The organism is Bisbaumannia salifodinae (assembly GCF_055388505.1).
Window position 1 is genome coordinate 752,470 of the sequence record NZ_AP043781.1, and the last position, 18,361, is coordinate 770,830.

The window sequence follows — 18,361 nt, forward strand, 5'->3', positions numbered from 1 at the left end:
CCCCTGGCGGGGAAAGCGGCGTGTCTCGATCAGGCACGATAACGGCGCATAGACAACCGATGGCGAGGCGCCAAGTGGCTAAGGTCGTAGGGCGGAGTGTCCGCCCCACACAATAAACGCGAAGGAAGCCAGCCATGAATGCAGCCAACCGCGGCGTCGTCTACAAGGGTCCGGGTGAAGTCGCCGTCGAATCCATCCCCTATCCGGAACTCGCCATCGGCAATCGCAAGTGCGATCACGGCGTGATCCTCAAGGTCGTCACCACCAATATCTGCGGCAGCGACCAGCACATGGTACGGGGCCGCACCACCGCGCCCTCCGGCCTGGTGCTGGGCCACGAGATCACCGGCCTGGTCGTCGAGTGCGGCCGCGACGTCGAGTTCATCCAGCCGGGTGACCTGGTCTCGGTGCCCTTCAATATCGCCTGCGGCCGCTGCCGCAACTGCAAGGAAGGCAAGACCGGCATCTGCCTCAACGTCAATCCGGCGCGCCCCGGCGCGGCCTACGGCTACGTCGACATGGGCGGCTGGGTCGGCGGCCAGACCGAGTACGTCATGGTCCCCTATGCGGACTTCAACCTGCTGAAGTTCCCGGATGCCGACCAGGCCATGGACAAGATCCGTGACCTGACCCTGCTCTCCGATATCTTCCCCACCGGCTTCCACGGCTGCGTCACCGCCGGCGTCGGTCCGGGTTCCACCGTCTATATCGCCGGTGCCGGCCCGGTGGGCCTGGCCGCGGCGGTCTCCGCCCAACTGTTGGGGGCGGCCTGCGTGATCGTCGGCGACATGATCGAGGATCGCCTGGCCCAGGCCCGCAGCTTCGGTTGCGAGACCATCGACCTGACCCAGGACGGCGACATGGCCGACAAGATCGAGGTGATCCTCGGCGAGCGTGAGGTCGATGCCTTCGTCGACTGCGTCGGCTTCGAGGCCCATGCCTGCGGTTGCAACCATGGCAAGGAGGCGCCCGCCACCGTACTCAACTCGGCCATGTCGCTGACCCGCGCCGGCGGCCAGATCGGCATTCCGGGCCTCTACGTGACCGAAGACCCGGGTGCCGCCGACGACGCCGCCAAGCAGGGCGCCCTGAGCATGCGCTTCGGCCTCGGCTGGGCCAAGTCTCACAGCTTCCACACCGGCCAGTGCCCGGTGATGCAGTACCATCGCCCGCTGATGCAGGCGATCCTGTTCGGCAAGGTCAAGATCGCCGATGCGGTCAACGTCCAGATGATCACCCTGGACCAGGCCCCCCAGGGCTATGCCGACTTCGATGGCGGTGCCGCCAAGAAGTTTGTTATCGACCCCCACGGTAGCGTCGCCGCTTAACGTCGCGGCCTAGGGAGCTTCTGAACTGGCCGCACCAAAGGGCGGCGCCGCCAGCTAGTTCGGGGTATCGATCCCCACGGTAGCGTCGCCGCCTAAGCTCTCTTGCCTTTGTGGGAGCTCAGCTTCGCTGAGCGATGGGCGCCGAAAGGCGCCCCTCAAACGGCGCCCTGCGGGGCGCCGTCGTCGTTGATTCTCCGGCTCACCCTAGCTGAGGGCGACATCCACATGCCTATCGCTTCATGGACGGCTCATGATGGCGTTGTCAGCCCGCGGGGGGAGTGCCAACATTCGGTAAGATGCCGATCAAGACAATAACGAGTGCCCAATGACCGTCCAGACCGTGACCCCCAAGCGCCGCTTTCGCGGCAAGCCCCGCGGCCGTGAGCTCGACCCCAATCGTCTCGAGGGGTTGCGTGAACTGCTGGGCGACGAGCGCCAGGATGCCTCGCTGCGCCGCCGCGATCTGCTGATCGAACACCTGCACGTCATCCAGGACGCCCGGGGCCATCTCGCCCTGGTGGACCTGCGCGCCCTGGCCACCTATATGAACCTGCCCATGGCGGCGGTCTACGAGACCGCCACCTTCTATGCTCACTTCGACGTGGTGCATGACGACCAGGTGGCGCCCCCCGAGCTGACCATCCGCGTCTGCGATTCGCTCTCCTGCCAGCTGGCCGGCGCCGAGGCGCTGCGCGCCGAGCTGGAAGCGGGCGTGGATGCCGAGCGGGTGCGGGTGCTGCGGGCCCCCTGCATGGGGCGCTGCGACACGGCGCCGGTGGTGGAGGTGGGCCATCGCCACCTGGGCCGGGCCGATGCGGCCCGGGTCCGGGCGGCCATCGAGGCCGACGAGACCCATCCCGAGCCCATCGACTGGCAGCGCCTCGACGCCTACCGCTGCGAGGGCGGCTTCGAGCTGCTGCAGGCCTGCCACGACGGCGAGGTGACGGTGGAGGCGCTGATGGAGGCGATGCAGCAGGCCAACCTGCGCGGCCTGGGCGGCGCCGGCTTCCCCACCTTCAAGAAGTGGTATTTCGTGCGTCAGGAGGCGGGCCCCCGCTACTGCGCCATCAATGCCGACGAGGGCGAGCCCGGCACCTTCAAGGATCGCTACTACCTGGAGCGGGCCCCGCACCGCTTCCTGGAGGGGGCCCTGGTCAGCGCCTGGGCGGTGGAGGCCGAGGCCCTGTATATCTACCTGCGCGATGAATACCCGGGCCTGCACGCCGTGTTGCACGAGGCCATCGCCGAGCTCGAGGCCGCCGGCCTGGTGGCGCCGGGCTATATCGTGATGCGGCGTGGCGCCGGCGCCTATATCTGTGGCGAGGAGTCGGCGATGATCGAGTCCCTGGAGGGCAAGCCGGGCAAGCCCCGCCACCGTCCTCCCTTCGTCGCCCAGAAGGGCCTCTTCGACCGTCCGACCCTGGTCAATAACGTGGAGACCGTCTACTGGATTCCGCTGATCTGGCAGCGCGGCGCCGAGGCCTTCTCCAGCCAGGGCCGCCATGGCCGGGTGGGGCTGCGCAGCTTCTCGGTCTCCGGCCGGGTCAAGCGCCCGGGGGTCTACCTGGCTCCGGCGGGCATCACCCTCAATGAGCTGATCGAGGAACACTGCGGCGGCATGGTCGAGGGGCACCGCCTGGCCGCCTACCTGCCCGGCGGCGCCTCCGGGGGCATCCTGCCGGCCTCCAAGGCGGATATTCCGCTGGACTTCGACACCCTCCAGGAGCACGGCTGCTTTATCGGCTCGGCGGCGGTGATGGTGCTCTCCGACCAGGACGACCTGCGCGCCGTGGCCACCAACCTGCTGGCCTTCTTCGCCGACGAGTCTTGCGGCCAGTGCACCCCCTGCCGGGTGGGCACCGAGAAGATGCTGACCCTGCTCGAGGGCGACGAATGGGACGCCGAAACCCTGACGCGGTTGTCTCAGGTGATGATGGATGCGTCCATCTGCGGCCTCGGCCAGGCGGCCCCCAATCCGGTGCTGGGGCTGCTCAAGGATTTCCGCGGCGAACTCGCCGCCCAGAACGTGATCGTCAAGGGGTAAGGGAGAATGAGCATGACCGAACCGAGCTCAAACAACGGCTTTACCCTGACCCTGGATGGCGTGGAAGTGAGCGCTTACCGGGGCGAGACCCTCTGGCAGGTGGCCAAGCGCGCCGGCGAGACCATTCCCCACCTGTGCTTCAAGGACGCCAGCGGCTACCGTGCCGACGGCAACTGCCGCGCCTGCATGGTGGAGATCGAGGGCGAGCGTGCCCTGGCCGCCAGCTGCCTGCGCGAGGCGGCCCCGGGCATGGTGGTCAAGAGCGCCGACTCCGAGCGGGCGCGCACGGCCCGGGAAGGGGTGATGGAGCTGCTGCTGGTCGATCAGCCGGAGCGCGACGATAGCCCCGACCGCTCCAGCCACTTCTGGGCCATGGCCGACCAGCTGGCCATCGATGCCACGGCGGTGCGCAGCAAACTGCCGACCCGTCGGGAGGGCGTGGTGCACCATGTGGCCCCCCGTGAGGACTCACTCACCCATGCCCAGGGCCATGACGACAGTCACTCCGCCATGCGCGTCAATCTCGACGCCTGCATCGAGTGCAACCTCTGCGTGCGCGCCTGCCGCGAGGTGCAGGTCAACGACGTCATCGGCCTGGCCCACCGCGGCTCGGCCTCGAAGATCGTCTTCGACTTCGACGACCCCATGGGCGAGAGCACCTGCGTGGCCTGCGGCGAGTGCGTCCAGGCCTGCCCCACCGGCGCCCTGATGCCCGCCACCCTGGTCGACCAGGCGGGCCATGGCGACTCCGCCGCGGCCGACCGCCAGGTCGATTCCGTGTGTCCCTACTGCGGGGTGGGCTGTCAGCTTACCTACCATATCAAGGACGACGAGATCCTCTTCGTGGAGGGCCGCGACGGCCCCTCCAACCAGAACCGCTTGTGCGTCAAGGGGCGCTTCGGCTACGACTACCCGCGCCACCCCTCGCGGCTGACCACGCCGCTGATTCGCAAGCCCGGGGTGGCCAAGGGCATCGATCCGGACTTCGACCCCGCGAATCCCTTGACCCACTTCCGCGAGGCGAGCTGGGAAGAGGCCCTGGACTTCGCGGCCCAGGGGCTCGTCGGCCTCAAGGCGGCCCATGGCCCGGCGGCGCTGGCCGGCTTCGGCAGCGCCAAGTGCTCCAACGAGGAGGCCTGGCTGTTCCAGAAGCTGGTGCGCGTGGGCTTCGGCTCCAACCATGTGGACCACTGCACCCGGCTGTGTCACGCCAGCTCGGTGGCGGCGCTGATGGAGTGCATCGGCTCCGGCGCCGTGACCGCCTCCTTTATGCAGGCCAGTGAGGCCGACGTGGTGATCCTCACCGGGTGCAACCCGGCGGTGAACCATCCGGTGGCGGCGACCTTCTTCAAGCAGGCCGCCAAGCGCGGCACCAAGATCCTGATCCTCGACCCCCGCGGCCAGGCCCTGGATGCCTACGCTCATCGGAGCGTGCGCTTCTCGCCGGGGGCCGACGTGGCGCTGTTCAACGCCATGCTCAACGTGGTCGTCACCGAGGGGCTCTATGACGAGGCCTATATCGCCCAGCACACCGAGGGCTTCGAGGCGCTGAAGACCCATGTGGTGGACATGACCCCCGAGGCCATGAGCGGCCTGTGCGGCGTCGAGCCCGAGACCATCCGCGAGGTGGCGCGACTCTACGCCACCGCCGAGCGGGCGATGATCTTCTGGGGCATGGGCATCTCCCAGCATACCCATGGCACCGACAACGCCCGCTGCCTGATCTCTCTGGCCCTGGCCTGCGGCCAGACCGGGCGTCCCGGCACCGGCCTGCACCCCCTGCGCGGCCAGAACAACGTTCAGGGCGCCTCCGATGCGGGCCTGATCCCCATGGTGTTGCCGGACTATCAGCCGGTCAGCGATGCCCAGGTGCGTACCGCCTTCGAGGAGCTGTGGAATACCGAGCTCGACCCGGAGCCGGGCCTCACCGTGGTGGAGATCATGGACGCCATCCATGCCGGCACCATCAAGGGCATGTATATCCAGGGCGAGAACCCGGCCATGTCCGATCCGGACCTGGAGCACGCCCGGCAGGCGCTCGGCGAGCTCGAGCACCTGGTGGTGCAGGATCTCTTCGTCACCGAGACCGCCCAGTTCGCCGATGTCATCCTGCCCGCCTCGGCCTGGCCGGAGAAGGACGGCAGCGTCACCAACACCAACCGTCAGGTGCAGCTGGGTCGCGCGGCCCTGCCGCTGCCCGGCCAGGCCAAGCCGGACTGGTGGATCATCCAGGAAATGGCCAAGCGCTTCGGCCTGGACTGGAACTACCAGCACCCGCGGGACGTCTTCGCCGAGATGAAGCGCGGCATGCCGTCGCTGGATCATATCTCCTGGGAGCGCCTGGAGCGGGAGCAGTCGGTCACCTATCCCTGCCCGGCGGATGACGCCCCGGGGGCGGACGTGGTCTTCTCCGACGCCTTCCCCACCGACAGCGGCCGGGCGAAATTCTCGCCCACCCGGCCGCTGCCGCCGGACGAGCCGGTGGACGACGCCTTCCCCACGGTGCTGACCACCGGACGCCAGCTGGAGCACTGGCATACCGGTTCGATGACCCGCCGCGCCACGGTCCTCGACGACCTGGAGCCGGAGGCGGTGGCCAGCCTGGCCCCCGCCGAGCTGGTCAGGCTGGGGCTGGCGCCGGGGGATGCGCTGACCATCACCACCCGCCGGGGGGCCATCACCCTCCGGGCGCGGGTCGACCCGGCGATGCCGGAGGGCATGGTCTTCGTGCCCTTCTGCTACGGGGAGGCCGCCGCCAACCTGCTGACCAATCCGGCGCTGGATCCTGATGGGAAGATTCCGGAGTTCAAGTACGCCGCCTGCCGCCTGAGTCCGGCGGAGGCGGCCTGATCGCCGGGCGGGGAGTGCCCCGCCCGGTCTCGCTCCACTATTTGCCCCACGACTGGAGGGCCAGTTTATGATGATCGCCGACCTGATCGATGGCGACGACTTCCGTAGCCGCCTGGTGGCCTTGGGGATTCGCATCCCCGAGGGGGCCTGTCCCGAGACCTGCGCGCGCATGGCGCTGCTCAAGCATGCGGAGGTGGGCGTGCCCGGGCTCCAGGACCTGGTGCGGGAGCTCAGCGAACAGACCGATGTGATGCTGCCCTCAGTGCGCCAGGCGCTGGAGCGCTATCTGCTGCCGGGATTGCGTTAGGCTCATCGCCGATCAGCGTGAAGCCACGACATGGCTGATCTCCGCCTAGCTCCTGTGGGAGATTCTATGTTGCCCCTCAAGCCGCCACCGTGGTTGGGGGGCGATAATCCTCCTCATGCTTCATCAGCGAAAACGCGATGCGGGCCAGTTTCCGAGCGATGATCACCAGCGCTTGGGTAGTCTTGAGCCCGCGGGCCAGATAGCCCTGATAGGTCGCTTGCCAAGCCGGCTGACGGCTGGCCGACATGGCCGCGTTATACAGCAGACGGCGCACTTCGGGATCGCCTTGCTTGGTCAATTTACGTCGACCGCGTTGCGTTCCCGAGTCACGCACGCGGACATCCAGCCCCAGGAACGCCACGAAGGCATCGCTGTGACGAAACTCCCCGCGCAGGAAGGCCATTACCAGGGCCGTCGCCGTCAGAGAGCCAACTCCCTCCATGGCCTGGCAACGGGCGACGTGCTGGCTGAGCCCAGCCTCGCGTACGATGGCCCGCAGGCGGGCCTGGATGACCTGGTCGATGCGCGTCAGTTGGGCGACCAGGCGCTTGAGCGGGGCCTTCAATTCCGGTAATTCGGCGCAGCTCTGCTGAATCGCCACCCGGGCCCTGACGAGGGTAGCGCGGCGGCGCAGCAGAACCTGCAGCGCCCGGTAGGCGGGCGGTGGCGGGGTCCAGGGCCGCAGGGCTTCTTGCTCACGACTGAGGTAACGGGCCAACAGGCGGGCATCGCTGCTGTCGGTCTTGGCGCGACCGCCAATGCCTTGCCGGTAATGCTTGAGTTGGTAGCCATCGATGACGTAGACCGTATGGCCGTACTGGTACGCCAGCTTGATCAGCAACACGTGATAGGTACCGGTGGCCTCGATGGCAATGGCGCAGTGAGCGGGTAGACAGCGCAGCCAGCGCTTGATGCTGGCCTGGTTATTCTCCAGCACTTCCTCGGTGTCGGTATCCTGCCGATAGCTCACCAGTTCGTCCTTGGCGACGTCGATGCCGATGATAGTCTGGATTGTCATCTCGCGCCCTCCACGCTAGGTTGAAAAGGCTTGTCGGGGTGCACCCAAGCGCTGGCTTGCCAAGATCGTCGGTCTGAGAGGCACTCAGCCGATGGATTCCTTATCGGCGCTTGGTGGGTGGGGTGGGGCCATGTCTCCCACTGTCTGTGCCCGACCAGGGCCAGATGCGCAGCTCGTCCCTCCACCCCGACAAGCCTTCTCACTATTGCCCGTTCTGAGTCTCTTTCAAACATACAAGCTCAGCTCCGCTGAGCGATTGGCGCCGCCAGGCGCCCTGGCCTATCACTCGGCATAGCCGAGTTCCCACAACACCACCACTGCTGAGCCATCCGGCTTAGTGAGAGCGCGGCGCCCACTCGGGCGCCGCGCCTGTTTCGGCCCTCCCTGTGGCGTCTGGCCAGCGTCTCCCCCTGACCCATGTGTCATTTTTCCCCACCCCCGGCGGGGTCACTGGCGCCTTGGGTGGCGGATGACTGGCATGTTTAATTTCTTATAATTTATTGATTTTAATGATCTTTATGTTTTTGTGGCATGCCTTGGCATAGCCGCTGCCATAGGTTGGATGCCACTCAACGATTTCCAGGAGGAAGGGCATGAAAGGTCACCCCGCCCGCCAACTCAAGGCCCTGGCCGCTATCGCCGCCCTCGCGTTGGGCTCCCTGGCCCTGGCCGGCTGCGGCAACGACGACGACGACCTGCCGCCCATGGAAGAACCGGCCATGGAACAGCCCGAGACCATGGAACCTGCCCAGGATCCTGGCATGCAGGATCCCGGTATGCAGGATCCGGCCGCTCCCATGGAAGAAAACCCCATGGGCAGCCAGGAGCCGATGCCGGAGCCTGAGGATGGCTTCGACGATAGCGGTTTCGACGACGAAGGTTTCTAGGCCTTCCCGGTAAATGGCGCTTGCGCCATGGGGCCTATGCCCCGGTTTCTCCCACACCCAGCAAGACGTGCAATCCGCAAAGGAGGTAGTAATGCTCTCCAAGAAGGCACTCAAGCAAGTCGGTATTCTCGGTGTTTCCTTCGGCCTGATCGCCAGCCCCCTGGCCTTCGGCTTCGAGGATGAGCCCAAGGCGGATCCCGCCCAGGATCCGTATCAGGAGCCCGCCCAGCCGCAGGAACCCATGGGCGGCGAGCCCCAAGGTACCCAGCCGCAGGGCACCCAGGGCGATGGCTTCGGCGGCGGTACCGACCCCATGCCCGGCGAGGCCCAGGGGCAGGGGGCCGAGGCCGAGCCGCTGCCCGAGCCGGACGGCGGGGAGCCCTATGAAGAGTATGAGTACGAGGAGGAAGAGGAGGAGACTCCCTGGGAAGAGGAAGAAGAGGGGGAGGATAACGGCAGCTGGTAAGGTCTTTCTCCCCGAGGCATGACGTTTCGAACGGACGCACTTGCCCCCGGCACCCGCCGGGGGTTTTTTGTGGTTATTCCTCCTCCAGCCGTCGATAGAGGGTCTTGCGGGCGATGCCGAGGATCTCGGCGGTGCGCCGCTTGTTGCCGCCGGTGGCCTCCAGCACCTTCTGGATATAGCGCTTCTCCACGTCTTCCAGACGCGGCCAGGGGGCGCCTTCACCACGGGGCAGGGGAGAGGCGGGGACGGCGCGGTGCCGGCGGATGCGCTCCGGCAGGTCGCCATGGCTGAGCCGCTCCCCCTCGGCCAGGGTCACGGCACGCATGATGGCGTTCTCCAGCTCGCGCACATTGCCGGGGTAGGGGTAGCCGAGCAGCGCCTCCAGGGCCTGGGGCTCGACGCCGAGGATGCGTTTTCCCTGAGCCTCGGCGTGCTTGTCGATCAGCGCCGCGACCAACGGCTGCAGGTCGCCGTGGCGCTCGCGCAGCGGCGGCAGGCGTAGCGAGAAGGTCTCCAGGCGGTAGAAGAGGTCGCTTCTGAAATCGCCCTCGGTGATGGCCTGCTCCAGGTCCCGGTGGGTGGCGGCGATGATGCGCACGTCCACCGGCAGCTCCCGCTCGCCCCCTACCGGGCGTACCCGCTTCTCCTGCAGGGCACGCAGCAGCTTGGCCTGCAGGGCCACCGGCATCTCGCCGATCTCGTCGAGGAAGAGGCTGCCTCCCTGGGCGGCCTGGAAGAGGCCGCCGCGGGCCTCGTGGGCCCCGGTGAAGGCGCCCTTGGTATGACCGAAGAACTCGCTCTCCATCAGCTCCGCCGGCACGCTGGCGCAGTTCACCGCCACGACGGGCCCCGCGGCACGGGGCGATTCGGCATGGATGGCCCGGGCCAGCAGCTCCTTGCCGGTGCCGCTCTCGCCGAGCAGCAGGATGGGCGCCTCGCTGTTGGCCAGCCGCGCCGCGTCGTGGAAGAGGGCCTGCATGGCGTCGCTGGCGCCGACGATGCCGTGGAAGTGGGCCGGTGACTCCTGCTGCCCGCGGGCCGCCAGGCGGCGGTGTTCCAGGACCCGGAACACCGCGTCATGGAGCGCCGCCAGGTCCAGGGGCTTGGTCAGGAAGTCGTCGGCGCCGAGCTTGAGGGCCTCCACCGCCTGTTCGATGGTGCCGAAGGCGGTGATCACGATAAAGCCGCACTCATGGCCCTCGCCGCGCACTTGCTCCAGCCAGGCCATGCCGCTGATGCCGGGCAGGCGCACGTCGCTGATGATCAGGTCCGCCGGGGCCTGGCTGAGGGTGGCCATGGCGTCTTCGGCGCTGTCGCAGGCCGTTACCCGATGGCCGGCCTCGCTCAGTTCCTCCACCAGCAGTTCCTGAAGGGCCGGGTCATCCTCGACGATCAGCAGGCGGTGGCCGGTGTCATCCATGCTCGGGTCTCGTTATCCAGGGGAGGGGAGGTATCGATGGTGGTGCCCCAGGTTTGCGTCCCGGTCGGCCCGCTCGAGGAAGGAGGACTGTCACCATGTGGCGTTCTCCATGGACAGGGCCGCGCTGTGGCGTCAAACGGTCATGGCCATAGTCGACTTTGCCGCCCCTGGGGCTTGCCGACGTTCAACGCTGCTTGTCCCCGGCGGGGATTGCGATGCTTATATGCAGCTCTTATGGTCGACGCTAGGCATTGAATCACAAGAATAAACCATACAGGCCCCGTGATGCGACCGCGTGCCAGGCCGGGTCGCTCGCGTTATCCCAGGGGCCTTCCCAGGGAGTGTTCATGAACGAGACCCTCGAAGCCGATGAGGAAGCGCTGGCGGCGTCGTGCTTTGCCCGCTTCGTCAATGTCCAGAAGAGTTATGACGGCGTCGAACTGGTCGTCAAGGGGTTCGACCTGGACATTCGCCAAGGCGAATTCGTCACCCTGCTGGGGCCCTCGGGCTCGGGCAAGACCACCTGCCTGATGATGATGGCGGGGTTCGAGACCCCGACCCACGGCGAGATCCTGCTCAAGGGCGAACCGATCAGCGGCCTGCCACCCCACAAGCGGGGCATCGGCATGGTCTTCCAGAACTACGCCCTCTTTCCCCATATGACGGTGGCCGAGAACCTGGCCTTCCCGCTGGAAGTGCGCCACCTCCCCAAGGAGGAGGTCAAGCGCAAGGTGGCCCGCGCCCTGGCGATGGTGCGCCTGGAGGAGTTCGGTGACCGGCGCCCGGCCCAGCTCTCCGGCGGTCAGCAGCAGCGGGTCGCCCTGGCCCGGGCCCTGGTCTTCGAGCCCGAGCTGGTGCTGATGGACGAGCCGCTGGGGGCGCTGGACAAGAACCTGCGCGAGGAGATGCAGTACGAGATCAAGCGCATTCACGCCAGCCTCGGGGTGACCATGATCTACGTCACCCACGATCAGACCGAGGCGTTGACCATGTCGGACCGCATCGCGGTGTTCAACGACGGCGTCGTGCAGCAGCTGGCTTCCCCCGAGACCCTCTACGAGGCGCCCGAGAACGCCTTCGTCGCCTATTTCATCGGCGAGAACAATCGCCTCCACGGCGAGGTGGTGGAGAACAGCGGCGAGCGCTGCCGGGTGCGCCTCGACAGCGGCGACACGGTGCAGGCCAGGGCCGTGGCCGCGGGGGAGACGGGATCGCGCACCACGCTCTCGCTGCGCCCGGAACGGGTCACGATCCTCGTCGGGGACGAGGCCTCGGGCTGTGACAACCGCTTCCACGGCGAGGTGATGGAGGTGATCTATCTCGGCGACCACCTGCGCACGCGCCTGCGGGTCTGCGGCAACGACGAATTCATCATCAAGACGCCCAACGCCATGGGACACCCGGCACTGGCGCCGGGGCAGACCATCGAGGTCGGCTGGTCCTGGGGCGATTGTCGCGCCCTGGATGCCTGACTCCTCGTGTGCCCGGGAAGGCGGCTCCGAGCAGGCGGTTTAGGGAAGAAGACCGGGGCGTGGCCCCGGGCCGGCAGGAGTGCCGGACGATCGACGATACCGCGAGCATGACAACAACAAGTGGAGAATCCAATGAAGCAACGGGAAGTCATCAGTCGCAAGGGCCGTCTCGGCATCGCCATTGCCGTGGCCGGCGTCACCACCCTCGGCCTGACGGCCACGGCCCAGGCTCAGCAGACGCTCAATATCGTCTCCTGGGGTGGGGCCTACAGCATGAGCCAGCAGAGGGCCTACCACGAGCCCTGGATGGAGATGAGCGGCGACGAGATCGTCAATATCGACCGCAGCGGTAACGCCCTGGCCGGGCTGCGTGCCCAGAGCCAGGCCGGCAACGTCACCTGGGACCTGGTCGACATGCTGCCGGCGGATGCCATGATCGCCTGCGCCGAGGGCCTGATCGAGCCGCTGGACCATGACGAGCTGCTCGCCGACGCCCCCGATGGCACCCCGCCCAGCGAGGATTTCGTCGACGGCGCCCTGGGTGAATGCTTCGTGGCCTCGATCGTCTACTCCAATATCGTTGCCTTCAATACCGAGATGTTTCCCGAGGACAACCAGCCGAGCACCATCGCCGACGTCTTCGACCTGGAGAACTTCCCGGGCAAGCGGACCCTGATGCGCAAGCCGATCAACAACCTCGAGTGGGCCCTGGTCGCCGATGGCGTGGCCCCGGAGGACGTCTACGACGTGCTCGAGACCGAGGAGGGCATCCAGCGCGCCTTCGCCAAGCTCGACACCATCAAGGACGAGGTGATCTGGTGGGAGGAGGGCGCCCAGCCGCCGCAATTGCTCGCCGACCAGGAGGTGGCCTTCGCGTCCGCCTACAACGGCCGCATCTTCAACGCCATGGTCACCGAGGACCAGCCCTTCGAGATCATCTGGGATGCCCAGGTGTTCGAGCTCGACGGCTGGGTGGTGCCCACCGGCAGGCTCGACAAGGTCAGGGATTACCTCCGCTTCGCCACCGACACCCAGCGCCTCGCCGACCAGGCCCAGTACATCTCCTACGGCCCGGCGCGCGAGTCCTCCTCGGCGATGGTCTCGACCCACGCCGAGACCGGCATCGAGATGACGGAGCACATGCCGACCTATGGCCCCAACTTCGCCACCGCCATCCAGAAGGATGACGAGTTCTGGGCCGACTACAACGACGAGCTGACCCAGCGCTTCGACGCCTGGCTGGCCCAGTGAGGTCGCGCCGCCACCCGCCCCGCGGGTGGCGGCGCCGTCGCTCCCGCCCTTATCCCGATCGCTTTCTTCGTCCGATGGAGAGGCCCGCGTGTCCGATTCGCCCTCTGTTCCCCTGACCACCGCCGATGGCGTGCCGCTCAAGGTCAGCCTGCGCCGCGCCGTGCGCCGTTCCAAGGTCAAGGCCTTCCTGCTGGTGTCGCCGTTGCTGCTGTTCCTGGTGGTCGCCTTCGTCATGCCGATCTTCGACATGCTGTGGCGCAGCGTCGACAACCCCGAGGTCTCCACCCACCTGTCGCGTACCGTCGCGTCCCTGGAGGGATGGGACGGCGAGTCGCTACCCGACGAAGCGGTCTTCGCCGCCCTGGTGGAGGACCTGCGCGAAGGCCAGGAGGTCCGCAACCTGGGGCTGCTGTCGAGCCGCTTGAACTACGAGAAATCGGGCATGCGCTCGACGATCAGCCGCACGGCCCGCCGCCTGGGCAGAATCGAGCCGCCCTATCGCGAGGCGCTGATCGAGATCAACGACACCTGGGGAGAGCTCGACACCTGGAAGCTGATCCGGCGTGAGGCCTCGCCCTATACGCCCTCCTATTACCTGGCGGCGGTGGATCGCCAACTGACGCCGGACGGCGAGCTCGCCAAGGTGCCGGCCCACCTCGAGATCCACGTCTCGCTGTTCTGGCGCACCTTCTGGATGAGTGCGGTGATCACCGGCCTGACCCTGTTGCTCGGTTACCCGGTGGCCTTCCTGCTCGCCAACCTGCCGCTGCGCCACTCCAACCTGCTGATGATCCTGGTGCTGCTGCCGTTCTGGACCTCGCTGCTGGTGCGCACCACCACCTGGATCGCCATCCTGCAGTCCCAGGGGGTGCTCAACGACATGATGGTGGCCATCGGGGTGATCGCCGACGAGGCCCGCTGGCAGATGATCCACAACAAGACCGGCACCATCATCGCCATGACGCATATCCTGCTGCCGTTCATGATCCTGCCGCTCTACTCGGTGATGAAGACCATCCCGCCGAGCTACATGCGCGCGGCCCGCTCGCTGGGTGGCCGGCCCTTCCTCAGCTTCCGGCGGGTCTACTTCCCGCTGACCATCCCGGGCATCGCCGCCGGCGCCATCCTGGTATTCATCCTGTCGATCGGCTACTACATCACCCCGGCGCTGGTGGGGGGCCAGTCCGGTCGCTTTATCACCAACTACATCGCCTACCATATGCAGACCTCGCTGAACTGGGGGCTCGCCGCGGCGATCGCCTCGATCCTGCTGTTCGTGGTGGTGGCCTTCTATCTGGTCTTCAATCGCCTGGTCGGTGTCGACAAGGTCAAGCTGGGGTAATCCGATGGCGCTTCCTTCCTACGCCACCCGTGGCGAACGTATCTGGCACTACGTCTTCCTGGGCCTCTGTGCACTGATCTTCCTGTTCCTGGTGGGACCGCTGCTGATCATCATCCCGCTGTCGTTCAACGCCGAGCCCTACTTCACCTTCTCGGAGGCGATGCTGCGGCTCGATCCGGCGGGCTACTCGCTGCGCTGGTATCAGGACTTCTTCACCTCCAGCGCCTGGCTGCATGCGATCAAGAACAGCTTCATCATCGGCATCGCCTCGACGATCCTCGCCACGGTGCTCGGGACCATCGCCGCCCTGGGACTCTCCAGCCGTCATATGCCGGCCCGGGGAGCCATCATGGCGCTGCTGATCTCGCCGATGATCGTGCCGCTGATCATCTCCGCCGCGGCGATGTTCTTCTTCTTCTCCAAGATCAACCTGGCCCAGACCTACCCGGGAGTGATCCTGGCGCACACCGCCCTGGGCATCCCCTTCGTGGTGATCACGGTCACCGCGACCCTGTCGAGTTTCGACACCACCCTGATTCGCGCCGCCCACAGCCTGGGCGCCAACCCCACCCGGACCTTCTTCAAGGTGGTGCTGCCGCTGGTCACCCCCGGCGTGGTGTCGGGGGCGCTGTTCGCCTTTATCACCTCCTTCGACGAGGTGGTGGTGGTGCTGTTTATCGCCGGCCCCGAGCAGCGCACCATGCCGATCCAGATGTGGTCGGGCATCCGCGAGCAGATCAGCCCCACCATCCTGGCCGTGGCGACCCTGCTGGTGCTGCTCTCGATGCTGCTGCTCACCACCCTCGAGCTGCTGCGCCGCCGCGGCGAACGGCTGCGGGGGCTCAGCCCCGGCTAAGCCCGTCAGGGGGGCGTCAAGCCTCCTGCCCCATGGGTCGGGTCTCGTTATCCAGGGGCAGGGTCACCTCGAAGGCGGCGCCGCCCAGGTCGGTGTCGCCGAGGGTGATACTGCCACCGTGGTCGCTGACGATACGATGGGCCATGGCCAGCCCCAGGCCGCTGCCCTGGCCCGCCGGCTTGGTGGTGAAGAAGGGATCGAAGACCCGGCCCTGGTGCTCGTCGGGAATGCCGGGGCCGTCGTCCTCCACCCGCAGGCACAGCTCGGCGTCGATGACCCGGGCCGAGAGGCGCACCCGCCCCTCGGGGCTGGCCTGGCGGGCATTCTGCAGCAGGTTGGTGAGCACCTGGGTGAGCTGCTGCTCGTCGGCCCGTAGGGTCGGCGGCGGCTCGGGAAGCCTCACCTCGATGCCATCGCCGCCCTCCACCAGGGCCAGGGCGCCCTGCACCAGGTCGTCGAGGCGGCAGGGGGCGACCTCCAGGTTGTGCCGGCGGCCCAGGTCCATCAGCTGGCGCACGATGCCGACGATGCGCGCCACCTCGCCGCGGATGCGCGTCAGCCGGCGTTGCTCGTCCTCGTCCGTGGCGCGGCGCTCCAGGCGCTGGGCCTGGCCGTCGATCACCGACAGCGGCGCCCCCAGCTCATGGGCCACGCCGGCGGCCAGCACGCCCAGCTCGGCGAGCTTCTTGGACTTGCGCAAGCGCCGCTCCAGGGCGATCTCCTTGCGCCGCCGCGCCTCGATATCGGCATCCTTCGCGGCCAGGGCGTCGAGCATGCCGTTGAGGGCCAGCGACAGGCGACGGTATTCGTCGGGTCCCTCCAGGCTGGCGCGGCGCTGGCGCTCGCCGCCGCCGACCCGCTCCATGACCTCCAGCAGTCGCTCCAGGGGGCGCTCGATATGGCGCCGGAAGCCCCACCAGATCAGCGCCACGATGCCCACGGCGGCGATCACGAAGCCGCCCAGGACCACCAGGCTGAGGAAGCCGATATAGTTCTCCACCCCGGTGTTGAGGCGATTGACCTGGAGCACGCCGCGGGGCTCGCCGCCCGGGGTGGTCAGGGGCACCAGGGCCGAGTAGTAGCTCCAGCGCTCGTGCCGGCGATAGGCCCCCAGCTCCTCGCCGCTGTCGGCCACGGCGCGGATCTCCTCGGGGTCGAACAGGGTCTCGCCGAGGCCCAGGCCATAGATCTTGTTGCCCCGGGTATCGAAGACATAGGCGCCGTAGATGCGGTGGAAGGAGAAGGCGGCGTGCAGCGACTCCTGCAGCGCCTCCCGGGGGGCCTCCTGGGTGAGGGCATAGCCCAGGGAGGTGCCGATGGCCTGACTGAGGACCTGTACCTCGCTCTGCAGCTTGGTGCGCAGGTTGTCCTCGAGGGAAACGATGGCCACCAGGCTGACCACCAGCAGCACCAGGAAGAGGGGAGTCAGGACGGTGGCGATAATCAGGTTGCGCAGGCGCATAGGGGCTCGTCGGGGTAGTGGGCCGGCACGGCGGGAGCCGCGCCGCTCTATCCCACCATGGGCCCCGGGGAAAATCCAGCCTGGGGCCCAAACGCCACAGGCCCGCCGATGGCGGGCCTGTGGGGCCTAAGCGATGGACTCAGGCGATACGAGAGGGCTTAGCCCTTGACGACCTGGAGTTCCGGGGCGGTATGGCCCAGGTTCTCCAGCAGGCGCTCGCCATACCAGTTGATGAAGTCGATCACGCCGAACTCATAGGTCTCGGAGTAGGGACCCGGCTGGTAGGCCTGGGAGTTGATGCCGCGCTGGTTCTCCTCGGCCAGGCGACGATCCTGGTCGTTGGTGGCGTCCCACACCTTGCGCATCTCGGCGGGATCGTAGTCGACCCCTTCCACGGCATCCTTGTGCACCAGCCACTTGGTGGTCACCAGGGTCTGCTGGGGCCCCAGCGGCAGCACCCGGAAGACGAGGGCGTGATCGCCCATGAAGTGGTTCCAGGAGTTGGGCAGGTGGAGGATGCGCAGCGAGCCCAGGTCGGGGCTCTGGAGGCGTCCCATCAGCTTCTGGCAGGCGGGCTTGCCGTCCATGGTCATGGACACGGCGCCGTCCAGTAGCGGGGTGCGGGTCAGGCGGTTGCGCTTGCCGAAGCGCTGGAGCTGCCAGGGCACCTGCAGGGCGTCCCAGTCGGCCTGCTTCTTGGCCACCAGGGCCTTGTAGGCGGGGGTGGCGCGGGGATCGTCGGTGTCGTCGAACTCCTGCAGGGAGTTGAGCAGCTCCGGGTGGGAGCCGTTGCAGTGGTAGCACTCGCGGTTGTTCTCGATCACCAGCTTCCAGTTGCACTGCTCGACGATGGAGGACTCCACCGCTACCTTGGTGTTCTCCATGTCGTAGGGCGCCAGGTAATGCTCCAGGGTGGCCAGGAAGTCGTCGATGGCCGGCGGCTCGTCGGCCAGGCTGACGAAGATAAAACCGCCGCCGGTCTTCACCTGCACCGGCTTGAGGCCGTACTGGTTGAGGTCGAAGTTCTCGCCCATGTCGGAGCCGGCGAACAGCAGGCGGCCGTCCAGCTCATAGGTCCACTGATGGTAGGGGCAGACCAGCTTGGCGACCTTACCCTTCTCCTTGACGCACAGCCGCGAGCCGCGGTGACGGCAGACGTTGTAGAAGCCGTGCACCTGCCCGTCGTTGCCGCGCACCAGGATCACCGGGTTGTCGCCGATCTCCACGGTCATGAAGTTGCCCTTGGTGGGAATCTCGCTGGTCATGCCGGCGAAGAGCCACTCCTTGCCGAAGATCTCCTGCATGTCCAGGGCGAAGACGCGCTCGTCGTTGTAGAAGGGCTGGGGCAGGGAGAAATTCCGCTGACGACTGCGCAGCATCTCCGCGGCGGCCTCCCGGGCGGGGGCCAGGGGATCATCCAGACGAGCGAGGGGCTTGGATTCCATGGGGCACTTCCTCATTACAGGCGGCGGGTCAGGCCGAGTCATTGTCGATTGTGAGCTTCGTCAGCGGCTGGGGGCAGGGGTCGCGCTACATCGACGCGACCCTGATTTGCGGCGAGTGTGGGGCAGAGTCGCAGAACGCAATTATCTGCCGACGACAGAAGGTGATACGCCGGCGACGCCGGGCGAAATTTCGCTGTGGGTGGCTGGATGCCA

Annotated in this window: 14 protein-coding genes; 10 read left to right on the forward strand and 4 right to left on the reverse strand. The window is 67.1% G+C overall.

The window, feature by feature from the left end:
* Window positions 1-134 precede the first annotated feature (134 nt).
* The 4 genes from fdhA (at window position 135) to ACZ5EF_RS03550 (ending at window position 6,529) form a co-directional block, all read left to right on the forward strand.
* Window positions 135-1,328 carry a formaldehyde dehydrogenase, glutathione-independent gene (gene fdhA, locus ACZ5EF_RS03535; protein WP_346063625.1) on the forward strand — a complete coding sequence of 398 codons (1,194 nt, stop codon included), beginning with the start codon at window positions 135-137 and terminating at the stop codon, window positions 1,326-1,328.
* Between the two features lie 325 nt (window positions 1,329-1,653).
* Complete coding sequence (locus ACZ5EF_RS03540) at window positions 1,654-3,372, forward strand: NADH-ubiquinone oxidoreductase-F iron-sulfur binding region domain-containing protein (RefSeq protein WP_346063626.1); 1,719 nt, start codon at window positions 1,654-1,656, stop codon at window positions 3,370-3,372.
* A gap of 12 nt (window positions 3,373-3,384) precedes the next feature.
* On the forward strand, window positions 3,385-6,222 hold the full coding sequence (gene fdhF / locus ACZ5EF_RS03545; protein WP_346063627.1) for a formate dehydrogenase subunit alpha: 2,838 nt from the start codon (window positions 3,385-3,387) through the stop codon (window positions 6,220-6,222).
* A 67-nt stretch (window positions 6,223-6,289) separates the two neighbouring features.
* On the forward strand, window positions 6,290-6,529 hold the full coding sequence (locus ACZ5EF_RS03550) for a hypothetical protein (RefSeq protein ID WP_346063628.1): 240 nt from the start codon (window positions 6,290-6,292) through the stop codon (window positions 6,527-6,529).
* A 76-nt stretch (window positions 6,530-6,605) separates the two neighbouring features.
* Here ACZ5EF_RS03550 and ACZ5EF_RS03555 read toward each other — a convergent pair whose 3' ends face one another.
* Window positions 6,606-7,547: an IS110 family transposase gene (locus tag ACZ5EF_RS03555; RefSeq protein WP_464122188.1), complete on the reverse strand. Its 942-nt coding sequence runs from the start codon at window positions 7,545-7,547 to the stop codon at window positions 6,606-6,608.
* Window positions 7,548-8,140: 593 nt separating this feature from the next.
* Between ACZ5EF_RS03555 and ACZ5EF_RS03560 the strand changes: the two genes are divergently transcribed.
* Together ACZ5EF_RS03560 and ACZ5EF_RS03565 are read left to right on the forward strand one after the other, a co-directional pair.
* Window positions 8,141-8,434, forward strand: a complete 294-nt coding sequence (locus ACZ5EF_RS03560; protein ID WP_346064254.1) for a hypothetical protein — start codon at window positions 8,141-8,143, stop codon at window positions 8,432-8,434.
* Window positions 8,435-8,525: 91 nt separating this feature from the next.
* Window positions 8,526-8,900 (forward strand): hypothetical protein, encoded by a 375-nt coding sequence (locus tag ACZ5EF_RS03565; RefSeq protein WP_346064255.1) that lies wholly within the window; start codon window positions 8,526-8,528, stop codon window positions 8,898-8,900.
* 73 nt (window positions 8,901-8,973) lie between these two features.
* Here the strand turns inward: ACZ5EF_RS03565 and ACZ5EF_RS03570 are convergent, their stop codons facing one another.
* Window positions 8,974-10,320: a sigma-54-dependent transcriptional regulator gene (locus ACZ5EF_RS03570; RefSeq protein ID WP_346064256.1), complete on the reverse strand. Its 1,347-nt coding sequence runs from the start codon at window positions 10,318-10,320 to the stop codon at window positions 8,974-8,976.
* A 347-nt stretch (window positions 10,321-10,667) separates the two neighbouring features.
* Here ACZ5EF_RS03570 and ACZ5EF_RS03575 point away from each other — a divergent pair, with 347 nt between their 5' ends.
* The 4 genes from ACZ5EF_RS03575 to ACZ5EF_RS03590 all read left to right on the forward strand — a co-directional run bounded on the left by ACZ5EF_RS03575 (window position 10,668) and on the right by ACZ5EF_RS03590 (window position 15,241).
* Window positions 10,668-11,792, forward strand: a complete 1,125-nt coding sequence (locus ACZ5EF_RS03575; protein WP_346064257.1) for an ABC transporter ATP-binding protein — start codon at window positions 10,668-10,670, stop codon at window positions 11,790-11,792.
* A 132-nt stretch (window positions 11,793-11,924) separates the two neighbouring features.
* Window positions 11,925-13,043: an extracellular solute-binding protein gene (locus ACZ5EF_RS03580; RefSeq protein ID WP_346064258.1), complete on the forward strand. Its 1,119-nt coding sequence runs from the start codon at window positions 11,925-11,927 to the stop codon at window positions 13,041-13,043.
* Window positions 13,044-13,131: 88 nt separating this feature from the next.
* Window positions 13,132-14,385 (forward strand): ABC transporter permease, encoded by a 1,254-nt coding sequence (locus tag ACZ5EF_RS03585; RefSeq protein ID WP_346064259.1) that lies wholly within the window; start codon window positions 13,132-13,134, stop codon window positions 14,383-14,385.
* Between the two features lie 4 nt (window positions 14,386-14,389).
* A complete protein-coding gene (locus ACZ5EF_RS03590) occupies window positions 14,390-15,241 on the forward strand; it encodes an ABC transporter permease (protein ID WP_346064260.1) in 852 nt (283 codons plus the stop codon).
* 16 nt (window positions 15,242-15,257) lie between these two features.
* Here the strand turns inward: ACZ5EF_RS03590 and ACZ5EF_RS03595 are convergent, their stop codons facing one another.
* Both ACZ5EF_RS03595 and ACZ5EF_RS03600 read right to left on the reverse strand, forming a co-directional pair.
* Window positions 15,258-16,703 carry a sensor histidine kinase gene (locus ACZ5EF_RS03595; RefSeq protein WP_346064261.1) on the reverse strand — a complete coding sequence of 482 codons (1,446 nt, stop codon included), beginning with the start codon at window positions 16,701-16,703 and terminating at the stop codon, window positions 15,258-15,260.
* A gap of 158 nt (window positions 16,704-16,861) precedes the next feature.
* Window positions 16,862-18,148: an aromatic ring-hydroxylating oxygenase subunit alpha gene (locus ACZ5EF_RS03600; RefSeq protein WP_346064262.1), complete on the reverse strand. Its 1,287-nt coding sequence runs from the start codon at window positions 18,146-18,148 to the stop codon at window positions 16,862-16,864.
* Window positions 18,149-18,361: the final 213 nt, after the last annotated feature.

Coding starts and splice junctions, on each gene's coding strand:
- fdhA (WP_346063625.1), top strand. CDS start 135: ATGAATGCAGCCAACCGCGGCGTCGTCTACAAGGGTCCGGGTGAAGTC.
- ACZ5EF_RS03540 (WP_346063626.1), top strand. CDS start 1,654: ATGACCGTCCAGACCGTGACCCCCAAGCGCCGCTTTCGCGGCAAGCCC.
- fdhF (WP_346063627.1), top strand. CDS start 3,385: ATGACCGAACCGAGCTCAAACAACGGCTTTACCCTGACCCTGGATGGC.
- ACZ5EF_RS03550 (WP_346063628.1), top strand. CDS start 6,290: ATGATGATCGCCGACCTGATCGATGGCGACGACTTCCGTAGCCGCCTG.
- ACZ5EF_RS03555 (WP_464122188.1), bottom strand. CDS start 7,547: ATGACAATCCAGACTATCATCGGCATCGACGTCGCCAAGGACGAACTG.
- ACZ5EF_RS03560 (WP_346064254.1), top strand. CDS start 8,141: ATGAAAGGTCACCCCGCCCGCCAACTCAAGGCCCTGGCCGCTATCGCC.
- ACZ5EF_RS03565 (WP_346064255.1), top strand. CDS start 8,526: ATGCTCTCCAAGAAGGCACTCAAGCAAGTCGGTATTCTCGGTGTTTCC.
- ACZ5EF_RS03570 (WP_346064256.1), bottom strand. CDS start 10,320: ATGGATGACACCGGCCACCGCCTGCTGATCGTCGAGGATGACCCGGCC.
- ACZ5EF_RS03575 (WP_346064257.1), top strand. CDS start 10,668: ATGAACGAGACCCTCGAAGCCGATGAGGAAGCGCTGGCGGCGTCGTGC.
- ACZ5EF_RS03580 (WP_346064258.1), top strand. CDS start 11,925: ATGAAGCAACGGGAAGTCATCAGTCGCAAGGGCCGTCTCGGCATCGCC.
- ACZ5EF_RS03590 (WP_346064260.1), top strand. CDS start 14,390: ATGGCGCTTCCTTCCTACGCCACCCGTGGCGAACGTATCTGGCACTAC.
- ACZ5EF_RS03595 (WP_346064261.1), bottom strand. CDS start 16,703: ATGCGCCTGCGCAACCTGATTATCGCCACCGTCCTGACTCCCCTCTTC.
- ACZ5EF_RS03600 (WP_346064262.1), bottom strand. CDS start 18,148: ATGGAATCCAAGCCCCTCGCTCGTCTGGATGATCCCCTGGCCCCCGCC.